Source organism: Pseudomonas sp. S2_C03 (assembly GCF_054668405.1).
The window spans coordinates 1,861,517-1,875,265 of sequence record NZ_CP162766.1; the positions used below are offsets into that span (position 1 = coordinate 1,861,517).

General features: G+C 58.0%; 15 protein-coding genes. 10 read left to right on the forward strand and 5 right to left on the reverse strand.

What is annotated here, in order from left to right; all coding sequences use genetic code 11:
- Positions 1-141 precede the first annotated feature (141 nt).
- Complete coding sequence (locus AB4N64_RS08475) at positions 142-1,035, reverse strand: LysR family transcriptional regulator (RefSeq protein ID WP_460124112.1); 894 nt, start codon at positions 1,033-1,035, stop codon at positions 142-144.
- A gap of 156 nt (positions 1,036-1,191) precedes the next feature.
- Here AB4N64_RS08475 and AB4N64_RS08480 point away from each other — a divergent pair, with 156 nt between their 5' ends.
- From AB4N64_RS08480 to AB4N64_RS08495, 4 genes are all read left to right on the forward strand, one after another.
- Positions 1,192-1,617, forward strand: coding sequence for a VOC family protein (locus AB4N64_RS08480; RefSeq protein WP_460124115.1), 426 nt, complete (start codon positions 1,192-1,194; stop codon positions 1,615-1,617).
- Between the two features lie 111 nt (positions 1,618-1,728).
- The gene (locus AB4N64_RS08485) at positions 1,729-2,985 is read left to right on the forward strand and encodes a cation:dicarboxylate symporter family transporter (RefSeq protein WP_460124118.1); all 1,257 of its coding nucleotides are present in this window, start codon (positions 1,729-1,731) and stop codon (positions 2,983-2,985) included.
- A 103-nt stretch (positions 2,986-3,088) separates the two neighbouring features.
- Positions 3,089-4,192, forward strand: a complete 1,104-nt coding sequence (locus AB4N64_RS08490) for an alkene reductase (protein WP_460124121.1) — start codon at positions 3,089-3,091, stop codon at positions 4,190-4,192.
- A 117-nt stretch (positions 4,193-4,309) separates the two neighbouring features.
- Complete coding sequence (locus AB4N64_RS08495) at positions 4,310-4,690, forward strand: nuclear transport factor 2 family protein (RefSeq protein WP_460124124.1); 381 nt, start codon at positions 4,310-4,312, stop codon at positions 4,688-4,690.
- A gap of 188 nt (positions 4,691-4,878) precedes the next feature.
- Here AB4N64_RS08495 and AB4N64_RS08500 read toward each other — a convergent pair whose 3' ends face one another.
- Positions 4,879-5,784, reverse strand: a complete 906-nt coding sequence (locus AB4N64_RS08500) for a LysR family transcriptional regulator (RefSeq protein ID WP_460124127.1) — start codon at positions 5,782-5,784, stop codon at positions 4,879-4,881.
- Positions 5,785-5,871: 87 nt separating this feature from the next.
- Between AB4N64_RS08500 and AB4N64_RS08505 the strand changes: the two genes are divergently transcribed.
- Both AB4N64_RS08505 and AB4N64_RS08510 read left to right on the forward strand, forming a co-directional pair.
- Complete coding sequence (locus AB4N64_RS08505; protein ID WP_460124130.1) at positions 5,872-7,014, forward strand: alanine racemase; 1,143 nt, start codon at positions 5,872-5,874, stop codon at positions 7,012-7,014.
- Positions 7,015-7,057: 43 nt separating this feature from the next.
- Positions 7,058-7,465: a RidA family protein gene (locus AB4N64_RS08510; RefSeq protein ID WP_460124133.1), complete on the forward strand. Its 408-nt coding sequence runs from the start codon at positions 7,058-7,060 to the stop codon at positions 7,463-7,465.
- 46 nt (positions 7,466-7,511) lie between these two features.
- On the opposite strand, the gene AB4N64_RS08515 is transcribed toward AB4N64_RS08510, so the two are convergent.
- Both AB4N64_RS08515 and AB4N64_RS08520 read right to left on the reverse strand, forming a co-directional pair.
- On the reverse strand, positions 7,512-7,712 hold the full coding sequence (locus AB4N64_RS08515) for a protein DnrP (protein WP_460124136.1): 201 nt from the start codon (positions 7,710-7,712) through the stop codon (positions 7,512-7,514).
- Positions 7,709-8,392, reverse strand: coding sequence for a Crp/Fnr family transcriptional regulator (locus AB4N64_RS08520; protein ID WP_460124138.1), 684 nt, complete (start codon positions 8,390-8,392; stop codon positions 7,709-7,711). Before AB4N64_RS08520 ends, AB4N64_RS08515 begins: the two co-directional genes overlap by 4 nt.
- A 462-nt stretch (positions 8,393-8,854) precedes the next feature.
- Here AB4N64_RS08520 and AB4N64_RS08525 point away from each other — a divergent pair, with 462 nt between their 5' ends.
- Together AB4N64_RS08525 and AB4N64_RS08530 are read left to right on the forward strand one after the other, a co-directional pair.
- Complete coding sequence (locus tag AB4N64_RS08525; RefSeq protein ID WP_460124141.1) at positions 8,855-10,045, forward strand: NnrS family protein; 1,191 nt, start codon at positions 8,855-8,857, stop codon at positions 10,043-10,045.
- A gap of 20 nt (positions 10,046-10,065) precedes the next feature.
- Positions 10,066-10,506 (forward strand): hypothetical protein, encoded by a 441-nt coding sequence (locus tag AB4N64_RS08530; protein ID WP_460124144.1) that lies wholly within the window; start codon positions 10,066-10,068, stop codon positions 10,504-10,506.
- Between the two features lie 64 nt (positions 10,507-10,570).
- Here AB4N64_RS08530 and ytfE read toward each other — a convergent pair whose 3' ends face one another.
- Complete coding sequence (ytfE, locus tag AB4N64_RS08535) at positions 10,571-11,242, reverse strand: iron-sulfur cluster repair protein YtfE (RefSeq protein ID WP_460124147.1); 672 nt, start codon at positions 11,240-11,242, stop codon at positions 10,571-10,573.
- 156 nt (positions 11,243-11,398) lie between these two features.
- On the opposite strand from ytfE, the gene norR reads away from it, so the two are divergent.
- Both norR and pdxH read left to right on the forward strand, forming a co-directional pair.
- Complete coding sequence (gene norR, locus AB4N64_RS08540) at positions 11,399-12,928, forward strand: nitric oxide reductase transcriptional regulator NorR (protein ID WP_460124150.1); 1,530 nt, start codon at positions 11,399-11,401, stop codon at positions 12,926-12,928.
- Between the two features lie 80 nt (positions 12,929-13,008).
- Positions 13,009-13,656, forward strand: a complete 648-nt coding sequence (pdxH, locus tag AB4N64_RS08545) for a pyridoxamine 5'-phosphate oxidase (protein WP_460124153.1) — start codon at positions 13,009-13,011, stop codon at positions 13,654-13,656.
- Positions 13,657-13,749: the final 93 nt, after the last annotated feature.

Consider the following 13,749-nt stretch of genomic DNA (forward strand, 5'->3'; position numbering starts at 1 on the left):
GCCTTTCTGGCCACCATCTGGATGACTTTATTGGCGAGTTGGACCGCTACCGACCTGGCCCGCTTCTTTGCGATCCAGCAGTGGCCGGGTTACTGATTATGCCTTTCGTAAGGTCCCGAAAAACGCATTGCAATCAGTGTTTTAGGCTGGCTGCCATTGGATAAAGCCGCTTTTGACCTGTTCACTGATCAAGTCCGCCAGTGTTCGCACATGTTCGGTGAGGCTTCGGCGAGAGCGATGTATCAACCCGATATCACGGTGAAAAGTGTGCATCCCCAGGTCGAGTGCGCGGACACCTGCTGGCCATTCCGGATGGGGCGTAGTTTGTGGTACCAGCGCAACGCCCACGTTGTTTTCGACCAGTTTGATGATTGCCTCAAGCTCATCCAGTTCGCAGACCTCATGCAGGGTGAGGTGCATCTGACGCAGAAACCGGTCGACTTGCCTGCCGCCAAATGATGATCGGTCATATCGAATGAACGGCTGGCTGCAAAGCAGTTCCGACCAGTCGTTTCCCGGCATTTCGCGCGGCACGATCAGACGGTAGGGTTCAAGCGCCAGATTCGTCCAGCGAAGATCACTCTGGAGTGAGAAGGGTGGGCGAATGATGGCGGCCATGTCGATCTCGCCTGCATCTACCAGGTTCACTAACTCCATTGATAAGCCCGGGACGACACGCGTGCGGCATTGGGGGCATCGTTGGTGGAACCTGGCAAGTGCGTCTGGCAAATAGGAGCGCTGCACGGACGCGATAGCGCCGATGTTCACCAGCACGCTTGCAGGTTGCCCCACCGTCGTAGAGCCCAGATTGTCATAGAGCCTGAGCAACTCCTGTGCTTGCAGGAGTATCTGGTGGCCCATTTTATTGAGATGTGCCGTGCGTCCTTTTCTGTCGAAAACCTCGAAGCCTAGCTCAGCCTCCAGGCGCTGAATCTGCGCGCTCACGGCAGCCTGCGTGAGGCCGATCTTGTTGCCGGCAGCGGCAAATGTGCCTTCGCGGGCTACAGCGATGAGTGTCTTGAGTTCTTTGATCATTCACAAATATTAGTTGTGTTTCTAAGAAATATATATTGATTTTTCTGTTTGGTTTTCCGTCCTACGATGTTCCCCATCCCCTGCAACGGCTGAATCCAAAGAGCCAATGACGGTGGGGACGGTCACCAACCAACAAAAAATATTACTGGAGTTCTGATGAGCCTCTCGCCATTCCACCTCGCAATCCCTGTTTACAACCTGGCCTCAGCGCGGACGTTCTACGCAGAAGTCTTCGGTCTTGAGGAAGGGCGTTCCAGCACTCAGTGGGTCGATTTCGATTTTTATGGCCACCAACTCGTGATTCACGAGCACCCCAAAACTGCTTCTCAAGAGAGCGTCCACAGCAATCCGGTCGATGGTCACGATGTTCCTGTTCCACACTTCGGCATCATCCTGGCGTGGGAGCAATGGGAGGCACTGGCTGAGCGTTTGAAGTCGTTTGGCACCGAGTTTGTGATCGAACCGCACATTCGTTTCAAAGGTCAGGTTGGCGAGCAAGCCACGATGTTCCTGTTTGATCCATGTGGCAACGCCCTTGAATTCAAGGCTTTCAAGGATATGAGCCAGCTCTTCGCGAAGTAAAACACTCATGGCACAACACCGTTGTGTCATTTGATCTCAAGTGAGCTGGAAGCTCATGACTCTAGCAACTGCCAACAGAGCAGACCTCTCATTCCAACAAGAAGGCTAGACATGAAACGTATTCCCTTGGTGTGGCAAATCATTGCCGGGCTGTTGCTTGGCGTGCTTGTCGGTTGGTACTTCAATACACATCCGCAATATCAAACATGGGTGAGCGCGGAGATCCTCAAGCCGCTCGGCGATATCTTCATCAAGATGATGAAGATGGTGGTTGTGCCGATCGTGTTCTGTTGCATGATTTTGGGCATAGCAGGCGGTGGTGACAGCAAATCGTTTGGTCGAATGGGTATGAAGTCGCTCGGTTATTTCTTTGCGATTACTGCGTTGGCCATCGTGATGGGGTTGTGTTTCGCGAATCTCTTCGAGCCAGGCACGGGTACCGATATTTCAGGCGTTTCGCATAGTTCTGCCTCTATCACCATCGAGCCTTCGAAAGGGGCCTTGGTCATTTTGCAGAACATTGTTCCAGACAATCTCATCGTCGCAATGTCGGAGGCGAAGTTGCTGTCGGTTCTGTTTTTCGCCGTGCTGTTCGGCCTGGCACTGAACGCTTTGCCGCAAGAGAAAAGCGCCCCCGCAATCGCATTGGTCCAGAGTCTTTCGGACGCGATGTTCAGGGTTGTCTCCATTGTCATGGCTTATGCGCCGATCGGTGTGTTCGGCATGATCGGTGCCACGGTGGCAACCTTTGGTTTTACCTCGCTGCTTCCCTTGCTCAAGTTGATTGGCGTGGTGTACCTGGCGTTGATTGTTTTCGCACTCGTGGTGCTAGGTGGTATTTGCTACTTGATTGGCGAAAACATTTTCAGATTGATCCGGTACTTCCGCAATGAGTTGATTTTGGCGTTTTCGAGTGCCGCGTCGGCAGCCGTCATGCCGCAATTGATGACCAAGCTGGAGAGCTACGGTGTACCCCGTCGGATAGTCAGTTTCGTGGTGCCGGTGGGTTATGCCTTCAATCTCGATGGCGCGTCGATTTTTCTCGGCGTCGCGACGATCTTTGTGGCGCAACTTTATGGAATCGACTTGTCGTTGTCTCAGCAAATCCTGTTGGTAGTGACGATGGTGCTGACCTCGAAAGGGGCAGCAGGGGTGCCGGGTTTTGCCATCATCATCTTGTCAGCCACCTTGGCGTCTGCCGGTCTTCCATTAGAGGGCGTGGCGTTGATCGCCGGCATTTTCAGAATTATTGACAGCGGCACCACCACGCTGAACGTATTGGGTAACGCCATCGCACCGCTGGTTATCGCCAAGTGGGAGAAGGTCAAACTGGAACCCTCACGGGCACATTCAGCGGCAAGGGCCTAGTCGTTCGCCAGGGCGGCAAGCGCCATCAAACCTGGAGGGGCTGGTCGTCGGTCAGGTCCTGAAGACAGTGACCAGACGACCGGTCTATTGATTTGGAGATTTTATGTCTGATAGCGCTTTTGACACCGATCTTTTTTCGCCCATGCGCATGGGGGCGCTTCAATTGGCCAACCGAATTGTCATGGCTCCCGTGACACGTAGCCGGATGGCCGAAGACGGTGTACCGAATGAAATGCACGCGACTTATTACGCCCAGCGCGCCAGTGCAGGTTTGATCATTGCCGAAGCAACGAACATCTCTGCACAGGGACGAGGTTATGCAATGACTCCGGGCATCTGGTCGCAAGAGCAGGTTGCTGGATGGAAAAAAGTCACCGATGCGGTGCATGCGGCGGGCGGCAAAATCGTTAGCCAGTTGTGGCATGTAGGGCGCTTTTCCAGTGTCGAGTTACAGCCCAACGGCGACGCGCCAGTGGCGCCCTCGGCAATCAAGGCTGAAGGCTGCACGTACACTGGAAAAGGCTTTGTCGAGGTGTCGATGCCTCGCGCGCTGCAGACCTCGGAAATTCCAGGCATCATCGAGCAGTACAAGATCGCCGCAGAGAATGCCAAGCAGGCAGGTTTTGATGGCGTGGAAGTCCATTCCGCCAACAGCTATCTGCTCGATCAGTTCCTGCGCGACTCCACCAATCAGCGTACTGACCAATACGGCGGTTCCATTGAGAACCGGGCTCGACTGACATTGGAAGTCACCCGAGCCGTGATTGCGATCTGGGGTGGCGAGCGTGTTGGGATCCGGCTTTCCCCCGTGACACCTGATGCCGGTAACACGCCGCCCGACAGCAATGTCATGGCGACTTACGGTTACCTGATTCAGCAACTCAACAAATTCGATCTGGCCTACCTGCATTTCGTTGAAGGTGCCACGGCGACATCCCGCAGTGTTCCCGAAGGCGTGGACCTGGACGCGCTGAGCGCGCAGTTCGAAGGCGTATTCATTGGCAACAACAACTACGACCTGGAGATGGCACTAGAGCGCCGCGCTCAGCGCCGGATTGATGCGGTGGCGTTTGGTCGTTTGTTTATCTCCAACCCCGACCTCGTGGAGCGTCTGCGTCGCGGTATCGAGCTAACCATCGCGCCCCGCGACAGTTACTACGGCGGCGGCGCCAAAGGTTACATCGATTGGCCAACCGCAGACCTTTGAATGGCAAATTCCTGCGTCAAGTGTGGCGCAGGATAGCCCGTTCCTTTCAGGAGTCGTGACTGTCAGTCATAACACCCCGTAAACAGCTTCGCTAATCTATTCACTGAGGAATACATCATGTCCGATCCAACTTACGTTCAGGAATACAAGGCAATCGTCGACGTATTGAACCAGTACAACGAAGGTGGCGCAAAGGCCGACAGTGCTCTGATGAAGCCCGCTTTCAACGCGCAGGCGACGATGTTTGGCGTTGACGGTGACAAGCTCGCTGGCGGCGCGATTCAGAATCTGTACGACGTCATCGACAACGCCTTCCGCCCATCCCCCGAGGCCAGCGCGGCAATCGTGCGTATTGATATCGTCGGCACCGCAGCCAGTGCCCGGGTCGACACCGACAACGTATCCGGATTTCGCTTCACCGACTTCTTCAACCTGCTGAAGGTTGAGGGGAAGTGGACGATCGTCAGCAAGATTTACCACACCCATCCAAGTGCGTGATCCCGCGAGCGCGCCTGATCAGACGCGCTCCAACTCGCTTTCATCGCAGCAAAGGCATAATTATTCAAATGAGGGCTTCCGGCCGATACCTGCCCGAGGACAGGCCCCATGTCAATCCGCTCTACGCTCTGACTGCTGACTTGTACCCTCGCTGATCCAGTAAGTACCTCATTTTATTTCAACAAAATCTATTGTCGCCAAGGTGGTTGCGGCCGGAACTGATCCTGTAGGTGACGCAGAAAATTGACCGTTCGCGCGGGCAACCCCTCGCGTTGATGCGTCAGCGCAACAACATTGACATCCGGCAGTTTCCAACCAGGCAGTAGCCGTATCAACGTCCCCTCTGCCAAAGCATCGGCAACATCCCATTCGGAACGCATGATGATGCCGTGCCCTTCGCACGCCCATTGCCGAATGACACTTCCATCGTTGCAGCTCATCGCTGGGCGGATGCGCACACTGAGTGTTTTGTGCGCGCGCGTGAAATGCCAGAGGGTGACGTCTTCGTTGTTTTCCCGCAATGCAAGGCAGGGCAAGGTAGCCAACTGGTCGGGATGTTCCGGCAGGCCATGGCGCTCAACAAACGCGGGTGAGGCGCATACGTAGCGACGGTTGGGGGCAATGGAATGGCCGACCAGGTTGGAGGCGCGCAGTTCGCCAATATGGATAACGACGTCAAATCGATCAGTCGCCTCAACCATCGGCTGTTCGGACAAACTCAATGCTATTTCAACATCCGGATGCAGACGCTGGAAAGTTGCCACCGCGGGTGCCACGTGCACGCGCCCAAACCCGAACGGTGCGTTGACTTTCAGTTTGCCAACGAAGCCACTGCGTCGCTCACGCAGCTCCGCCAGCAGCGTATCGAACTGCTCGACCAGCCCTGCACCCTGCAGACACAGGAACTCGCCCTCATCGGTAAAGCGCAGTTGCCGGGCTGACCGATCCAGCAATCGAATCGACAGTTTTTTCTCCATTTGCTGAAGTCGCTGGGTCACGGCCGAGGGCGTCAGCCCCAGCTTGCGTGATGCGGCCAACAAACTGTCACTTTCCCGGACGACCAGGAGAAAGCGGATATCAAATGCCTCATTCATTAAGAGTCACTGAATATTAGAATTAATCATATTAAATTTTAATCTGGAGTCGGAAGTTTAGACTAGCCCTATTCCAGGAGACCAGACATGTCCGCACTCACTCATATCGAAACTGATTTCGAAACTCCCGCTTTACTGCTCGATCGTGATCGACTCGACGCCAATATCCAACGGATGCGCAATAAGCTGGCAGCATTCAATGTGGTATTGCGTCCTCACGTAAAGACCCACAAATCGCTGGAAGTCACCGAGCGCCTGTTTGCAGGTGGGCGTGGGCCCATTACTGTTTCGACCCTGCGTGAGGCCGACTTCTTTTTCGAGGCCGGGTTTACCGACATCTTGTATGGCGTTGGCATTGCGCCAAACAAATTCGCTCACGCCGCCACTTTGATCAGCAAAGGCGCGCAGCTCAAACTGGTACTCGATAATCTGGACACTGCCAGATTGTTGGCCGATTTTGCCCAAACGTCGGGTCATGTTTTTGAGGTTCTGTTGGAAATCGATTGCGACGGCCACCGCTCCGGTCTCGGCCCACAATCGGTGCTGTTGGTGGAAATCGCGCAATTGTTGAACTCCAAAGGCGTCAAGCTCAGCGGCTTGATGACACACGCTGGCAAGTCCTACGACAGCCAGTCGATCGCTGAAATCGAGGCCCGCGCCCGGCAGGAACGCGCGGCGATTATCGAGGCCAGCCAAATGCTCGCCGCTGCGGGCTTCAACATGGCGATCATCAGCATCGGTTCGACACCCACGGCACTTTTTACCAAGGATTTAACCGGAATAACTGAAGTTCGTGCGGGGGTGTTCGCCTTCTTCGATCTGGTCATGGCGGGCTTGGGTGTCTGCGATGTGCAGGATATTGCGGTGTCGGTTCTGACAACCGTCATTGGTCATCAGGCTGAGAAAGGCTGGATCATTACGGATGCGGGATGGATGGCACTTTCCCGCGATCGTGGTACCGCCCGGCAAGCGGTTGATCAGGGATATGGCGTCGTGTGTGACGCCGCCGGCCAACCCATTGGCGATCTGATCGTCATCTCCACGAATCAGGAACACGGAATCATTTCATCGCGGGCCGGAAAGCTTGAGCCCGCGAGCTTGCTGCCGTTGGGTACGCTTCTGCGGATCTTGCCCAATCATGCCTGCGCCACATCGGCGCAGCACGGTGGTTATCACGTGCTCGATGAGGAAGGCAGTCTCGGTTATTGGCCCCGTATCACGGGCTGGTAACTCATTCACCAGAATTCAAAAACAGATCGGTCAAGGTCGACATATGAAGTTGATCACAGCGGAGAAACTGCCTGTGCCGGGCGGGCATTACTCACACGGTGCAATGGCAGGAAACCTTCTTTTCATTTCCGGCCAGTTGCCGTTTCCACCGGATGCTCAGGAGTTCCCTGAAGGGATAGAAGCCCAAACTCGCCAGGCAATGGCCAATATGGAAACCGTGCTTCAGGCCGCTGGTGCGTCGCTGAATCATTTGGTCAGCGTGCAAATTTACATCGTGGATGTTGCCTATTGGCCGACCGTCAACCTGGTTTATTCAACGTTGATGGGCGCGCACCGTCCCGCAAGGGTGATGATCCCTTGTAGTCCGCTCCACTACGGGGCTTTGGTGGAAATCTCAGCAGTCGCTGAACTGACAGTTGGCTCCTCATTACAAACTCGGTGTGGTGACTAACTGTTCAGAAAAGTTGGGACGCATCGCGCTGTAAATTAGGCCGGCCTCAGACAATGCTCCGAGGCAACCAGAAAAACATCACAAAACAAAACACCGTCAACCCCACACAAAACCACATGAATCGTCGCTGCCGCCGCTCCCCAGCCCCGGCGGCGTGGACGGGCAGTGGCATGCCGCAATGGCCGCATTCGACCTCATGGGGTGCGTTGGCCTGTTGGCAATACAGGCACACAGGCTGGTCGCTCATTCGAATTGTTCCAGGCGGATGCGGTCGAGTATCGCGATCTGGCGGCCGTCCTGGGTGATGATGTTTTCATCGATCAAGCGGCGGATGATGCGCGAAAAGGTCTCCGGCTGGATCGACAGGTGCCCGGCAATGAGTTGCTTGGCCATCGGCAATTCAAAGCGGTCATCCACGGTCTGTTTGCGCACCAACTGCGTCAACAGGTAACGCACTACGCGGTGGGTGGCGTTTTTGAGTGACAGGGTTTCGATCTCGTTGACCCGCTGGTGCAACCGCACGCAGAGCTTGCCCAGCAGGGCAAAGGTCAGGCGGCTGTTGCTTTGCAGCAGGCGCATGTAGGTGCTGTTGGAGAGTCGATACAGCTGGGTAGGGCAGACGGCTTCCGCCGAGGCCACGTAGTTGGGGGTGTCCATCAGCATCATCGCTTCGGCAAAGGTCTGCCGATCGCCCAGCACTTCGAACACCTTCTCCTGCCCATCGGGTGTCAGTCGGTAGATCTTCACCGCGCCGGCAATCACGAAGTAGAACGAGTCCGCCGGCTCGCCCTGGCGGAACAGCGGTTCGCCCTTGTCGATACTCAGCAATTGGCTGGTGCTCATCAGTTCGTTCATCTGATCGTCGTTCAACGGTTCGAACAAGTGATGGCTGCGCAGAATCTGGTGGTGGACGCGGTGAAGGACCATGGAGGTTCATCCTGAAAAGGGAAAGTGAGTGGGTGATTCGCTCAGACGAGGCCCAACGAAAGGCTGCTGGCCACCGCCAGCACCGAGGTCAGCACCACAAACCAACCCAGTGGTTGAATGATCTTTTTCATGACGACTCCGCAGGCAATCAAAGGTAGAGGTTGCCCGTATTCAGCAAGACCCGGGCCATGCGCAATGTCCCTGTTTTTGCTGGACTTATTATTGATTGGGGTCAAAAACACCGCTGTTGAGCCGGTTAAAATAACCACAACTGGTCATTTTAACCGTGTCGTAATGACTCTATCGTGGCGTGAGTGCCCGTGTTGGCGGGCGATGGCAGTGGGCACAGCCCTTGCACTCTTGATTTGCGACAAAGGCGTTTGATTATTAATCCCTGATGATTGGACCCGGATTGTCCCAGGCGTTGCGTGTGAGCGCCGGGTAAAGCAGAGGAGTGGCTTCATGCAAGTTCTTGAGCGCAGTAAGGCGCTGGCGATTCCACCGCTGTTGCGGTTGGCGTTTCGACCCTTTTTCCTCGGTGGCTGCCTGTTGGCATTGTTGGCGATTCCGTTGTGGCTGGCGGCCTTCAGCGGTTCGATCGTCAACTGGCAACCGGCCGGTGGCTGGTTGGGCTGGCATCGGCACGAATTGTTGTTCGGCTTCGGGTTGGCGATCATCGCCGGTTTCCTGCTGACGGCGGTACAGACCTGGACCAGTCGCCCCGGCCTGAGCGGTCAGCCGCTGGCGGCTCTCGCAGTCGTATGGTTGTTGGCCCGCGTGGCCTGGCTGGTCAATGTGCCCTGGGCGTTGCTGGCAGTCCTCGAACTGGCGTTCCCGCTCGCCGTGGCAGCGCTGATGGGCTTCACCCTGTGGAAGGTGCGGCAGAAGCGCAACTACCCGATTGTCGCGGTCCTGTTGTTGCTGGCCGCCGCTGACGCCGTGTCCTTGTATGGACTGCTCGCCGGTCATGAAGGCTGGCAGCGCCAAGGCGTGCTGGGCGGCATCTGGCTGGTGGCCGCGATGATGGGCCTGATTGGTGGGCGGGTCATTCCGTTCTTCACCCAGCGCGGCCTGGGGCGCAAGGACGCCGTGGTGCCATGGGCGTGGCTGGATTGGTTGCTGCTGATCGGCTCGCCGCTGGTGGCGGTGTTGTACGCCGCCGGACCTGCGTTGTACGCCAATGTCTGGGTGGGTGTGCTGTTCGCCGTCCTCGGCGTCGGCCACTTGATTCGCCTGGTGCGCTGGCATGATCGTGGCTTGTGGCAGGTTCCGTTGCTGTGGTCGCTGCACCTGGCCTACGGCTGGTTGGCACTCGCCTGTCTGGGCATGGCGGCGTGGCACTTCGGCGCGCCCATCAATCCAAGCCTGGCGGTGCATTGCCTGACCATCGGCGCCATGGGCGGCCTGGTACTGGCAATGATCGCGCGGGTCAGTCTCGGCCACACCGGTCGCCCGCTGGAGCCACCACAGGGCATGACCCTGGCGTTCATTCTGCTCAACCTCGGTTGCCTGAGCCGTGTCGGCCTGGTGCTCTTGTTCCCCTTGGCGGCGCTGTGGATCGCGGGCGCGTGCTGGGCACTGGCCTTCGCGCTGTACACCTGGCGCTACGCGCCGATGCTGCTGCGCGCCCGGGTCGATGGGCATCCGGGTTAAACCCACGGAGGAACACCTTGATGTACCCCTTTCTATTGGTGACACACCTGCTGGCTGCCATCGCCTTTATCGGCACGCTGTTCTTCGAGGTGCTGATCTGGCACCAGGCGCGTCGGCAGGTGGTGGGGCCAGCGAGCATGGCGAGCGCGGACCGGGCCATTGCCTTGCGCTCGCGCAAGGTGCTGCATGGCGTGGTGCTGTTGTTGTACGGCGCCGGCATCGGTATGGCGTGGCGATACCGCAGTGCGTTGATTCATCCGCTGGACAGCAGCTTTGGTGCCTTACTGAGCCTGAAGATCCTGCTCGCACTGAGCATCATCGGCCATTACCTGCTGCTGGCGTTCTGGCTGACCAAGGGACGCTTGAGCGACACCCGTGCCACCTGGATTCGTCGCAGCATCCTCGGGCACATGGTGCTGATCGTGATTCTCGCCAAGGCGATGTTCTATTGGCACGGTTGAGGCCTCCCGGCAAAAAGAAACCCGCATCAACCGATGGCTGATGCGGGCTCGATACAGGTGGGGATCAGCGTGGGTTGAGGGCGTTGATGAACAACACGTTGTTTTCCAGGTGGATGTGCTGCATCAGGTCATCGCGGAACTCCAGCAGCCCGCGGTACAGGGCGCGCCAGGTGTTACAGGCATCGGCCGGCGGGGTGATGTTGTTGGTCAGGGCCAGCAGTTTTTCCAGCGACTCGCCATGTTGATCGTGTTCGAAACGCATCACCTGGATCGGCGGTGCAGCCTGCGGGCCGTAACCCTGTTGCAGCATCGGGAAGAGCACTTGTTCTTCCTTGAGCATGTGGCTTTCCAGTTCCTGCTGCAGGTCGTTCAGCAGGTCGGCCAGGCCGTTGGGGCAGGAGGGGCGTGCACCGTGGACGTGTTCGACGCGTCGCGCCAGACGGATCAGTTCCGGCAGTTGCTCTCGGTGGCGGGCGTGGTAGCGAGTCAGCAGGTGGGCGATCAGTTCCTCGGGCGGTTCGTGGCGCCAGTCGTCCTGGGTTTCGCCAGCGTCTTGCAGGATGTGCAGCGCCTCGGCGATCACTACCGGGTCGAGCTCTTTGCTCAGGGCTGCTTCGCGCAGGCTTTTGTGGCCGCCGCAGCAGAAGTCCAGGTTGAAGGTGTGAAAAATCCGGGTGGCACCGGGAATGTCGCAGGCCAGTTGGCCAAGGCTTTGTTCCAGCAGGTTAAGGCTCATCAGGGGTTCCTTGTTTCTGGTTCAAACGGTTCCCCGGGGATATTGCATTCGACGTGCCATAGTTAATTAGTTGAAAACTATTGGTTTATTTTTTGATGTGGTGATGCGCACCCTGAAAACACAGGGTCAATCCCACCGTAGAGGGTGATTACTACCATGCTGCGTGAGAGCCTGGCGGCCGACCTGATCGTCGAGTTGCCCAATGCCGTACGGTTACAACGTCTGGTGCAGACCCTGCGTGAATATTTCCACAGCGGTGCCGTCGGTTTGCTGCGCCTGGACGAAGACAGCCTGCGTCCGGTGGCCACGGTGGGCCTTGTCCATGAAGCGTTGGGTCGGCGCTTTGTCATCGCCCAGCATCCACGCCTGGCGGCGATCATGGCCTCACGCGAGCCCACTTGGTTCGAGCCCGACAGTCGTCTGCCCGACCCTTACGACGGGCTGGTCGACCACCAGGTCGGCGAGTCGTTGTCGGTGCATGACTGCATGGGCGTGAGCCTGTACGTGGATGGCAAGGTCTGGGGCGCGATCACCCTCGATGCGTTACAGCCTGGCACTTTCGACAGCCGCGCGCGGGACGAACTCAAGCGCTGCACCCTGCAGATAGAGGCCGCAGTGCGGGTCACCCGCCTGGAGCAGGAAAACCGCAGCTTGCGCCTGTCCCGCAGCGATCCGCAGGACTTGCACAGGCCGGTCGATGACGGCGAGATCCTCGGACAAAGCGAGGTGATTGATCATTTGCTCAACGAACTGGATGTGCTGGCCGACTCCGATCTGCCTGTGTTGCTGTTGGGTGAGACCGGTGTCGGCAAGGAGCTGTTCGCCCGTCGCCTGCATCGTTTGTCGCGGCGCAGCCACAAGCCCCTGATCCAGGTTAACTGCGCGGCGCTCCCGGAATCCCTGGCTGAAAGTGAATTGTTCGGTCACGTCAAAGGCGCATTTTCCGGTGCCACCAGTGACCGCGCAGGCCGCTTCGATGCGGCCAATGGCGGCACGCTGTTCCTGGATGAGGTCGGCGAATTGCCCTTGAGCGTGCAGGCCAAGTTGTTGCGCACGTTGCAGAACGGCGAGATCCAGCGCCTGGGTGCGGACAAGCCGTTGCACGTCGACGTGCGCATCATCGCGGCGACCAACCGCCACCTGCCCGACAGCATTCGCGATGGCCTGTTTCGCGCTGACCTGTACCACCGTCTCTCGGTGTACCCGGTGCCGATCCCGGCCCTGCGCGAACGCGGCAATGACGTGCTGATGCTGGCGGGGCATTTCCTCGAACTCAACCGCGCGCGCCTGGGCCTGCGTGGCCTGCGCCTGTCGCCGGCGGCCGAACGCGCCTTGTTGGCGTACACCTGGCCGGGCAACGTGCGCGAGCTGGAGCACGTGATCAGTCGTGCGGCATTGAAGGAGCTGAGTCGTGGAACCAGTCGTTCGTTGATCATCACCCTGGAGCCGCACGTGCTGGATCTCGACAGCGAGATGGTTATGCCGGGAGCGACCAGCGAGCCAGCCCAGGAGTTGGCAAACGATGCACCGTTCCAGGCCTTGAGCGATGCGGTGGATGACTGCCAGCGACAAAAAATCCTGCATTCCCTGCGCCTTGCCGATGACAACTGGGCCCGTGCCGCACGCATGCTGGAAGTCGATGCCAGCAACCTGCACAAGCTGGCCAAGCGTCTGGGGCTGAAATAAACGGCGGGTGTTGATGGCGATCAAGGTGGTCTGCCCCGGTGGCTCGCACACTGGGGTGAACACCACCGGAGATCACTGCCATGACGCTTTCCCTGGCGCAGATGCGCCGCAACTACACCTTGTTTGGCCTGCAGGACGAGCAGGCGCTTGACGACCCGCTGGCGATGTTCAGCCAATGGTTGCAACAGGCCCGGGACACCGAGCAGGCGCCGGTCGAAGCCAACAGCATGATGCTGGCCACCGTCGACAGTGAAGGGCGGCCGCATTGCCGGGTGTTGTTGCTCAAGGGGCTGAGCGAGGAAGGCTTTACCTTTTTCGGCAACTACCAAAGCGACAAGGGTCAGCAACTGGCAGCCAACCCCTTTGCGGCCATGACGTTTTTCTGGCCGGGGCTGGAACGTCAGGTGCGCGTCGAAGGCCTGGTGTCGAAACTCGACCCGGCGCTCTCGGACGCCTACTTCAACAGCCGCTCCGTCTCCAGTCGGCTTGGGGCCTGGGCCTCACCGCAAAGCCGTCCGCTGGTCAGCCGCGCCGCGCTGGATTCGCTGCTGGCGGACATCACCAAACGCTTCGTCGACGAGCCCGTTGTGCGCCCCGAGCATTGGGGCGGTTACTGCCTGCGTCCCGAGCGCCTGGAGTTCTGGCAGGGCCGTGCCGATCGCCTGCATGACCGCATCGATTATCGCCTGCACAACGGCCATTGGCGGCGCAATCGCCTGGCGCCCTGAGCCTGTTTTCCAGTCGAGGTATCTCTTTGGAGGAATAGGCCGGACCGCCATTGCGGTTCAGGCTTGCCACTATCATTTTCCATGGGAGGCTTG

Bases quoted from the DNA above. Each gene is read 5' to 3' on its own strand.
- AB4N64_RS08475 (WP_460124112.1), bottom strand. From the start codon at position 1,035: ATGATCAAAGAACTCAAGACACTCATCGCTGTAGCCCGCGAAGGCACA.
- AB4N64_RS08480 (WP_460124115.1), top strand. From the start codon at position 1,192: ATGAGCCTCTCGCCATTCCACCTCGCAATCCCTGTTTACAACCTGGCC.
- AB4N64_RS08485 (WP_460124118.1), top strand. From the start codon at position 1,729: ATGAAACGTATTCCCTTGGTGTGGCAAATCATTGCCGGGCTGTTGCTT.
- AB4N64_RS08490 (WP_460124121.1), top strand. From the start codon at position 3,089: ATGTCTGATAGCGCTTTTGACACCGATCTTTTTTCGCCCATGCGCATG.
- AB4N64_RS08495 (WP_460124124.1), top strand. From the start codon at position 4,310: ATGTCCGATCCAACTTACGTTCAGGAATACAAGGCAATCGTCGACGTA.
- AB4N64_RS08500 (WP_460124127.1), bottom strand. From the start codon at position 5,784: ATGAATGAGGCATTTGATATCCGCTTTCTCCTGGTCGTCCGGGAAAGT.
- AB4N64_RS08505 (WP_460124130.1), top strand. From the start codon at position 5,872: ATGTCCGCACTCACTCATATCGAAACTGATTTCGAAACTCCCGCTTTA.
- AB4N64_RS08510 (WP_460124133.1), top strand. From the start codon at position 7,058: ATGAAGTTGATCACAGCGGAGAAACTGCCTGTGCCGGGCGGGCATTAC.
- AB4N64_RS08515 (WP_460124136.1), bottom strand. From the start codon at position 7,712: ATGAGCGACCAGCCTGTGTGCCTGTATTGCCAACAGGCCAACGCACCC.
- AB4N64_RS08520 (WP_460124138.1), bottom strand. From the start codon at position 8,392: ATGGTCCTTCACCGCGTCCACCACCAGATTCTGCGCAGCCATCACTTG.
- AB4N64_RS08525 (WP_460124141.1), top strand. From the start codon at position 8,855: ATGCAAGTTCTTGAGCGCAGTAAGGCGCTGGCGATTCCACCGCTGTTG.
- AB4N64_RS08530 (WP_460124144.1), top strand. From the start codon at position 10,066: ATGTACCCCTTTCTATTGGTGACACACCTGCTGGCTGCCATCGCCTTT.
- ytfE (WP_460124147.1), bottom strand. From the start codon at position 11,242: ATGAGCCTTAACCTGCTGGAACAAAGCCTTGGCCAACTGGCCTGCGAC.
- norR (WP_460124150.1), top strand. From the start codon at position 11,399: ATGCTGCGTGAGAGCCTGGCGGCCGACCTGATCGTCGAGTTGCCCAAT.
- pdxH (WP_460124153.1), top strand. From the start codon at position 13,009: ATGACGCTTTCCCTGGCGCAGATGCGCCGCAACTACACCTTGTTTGGC.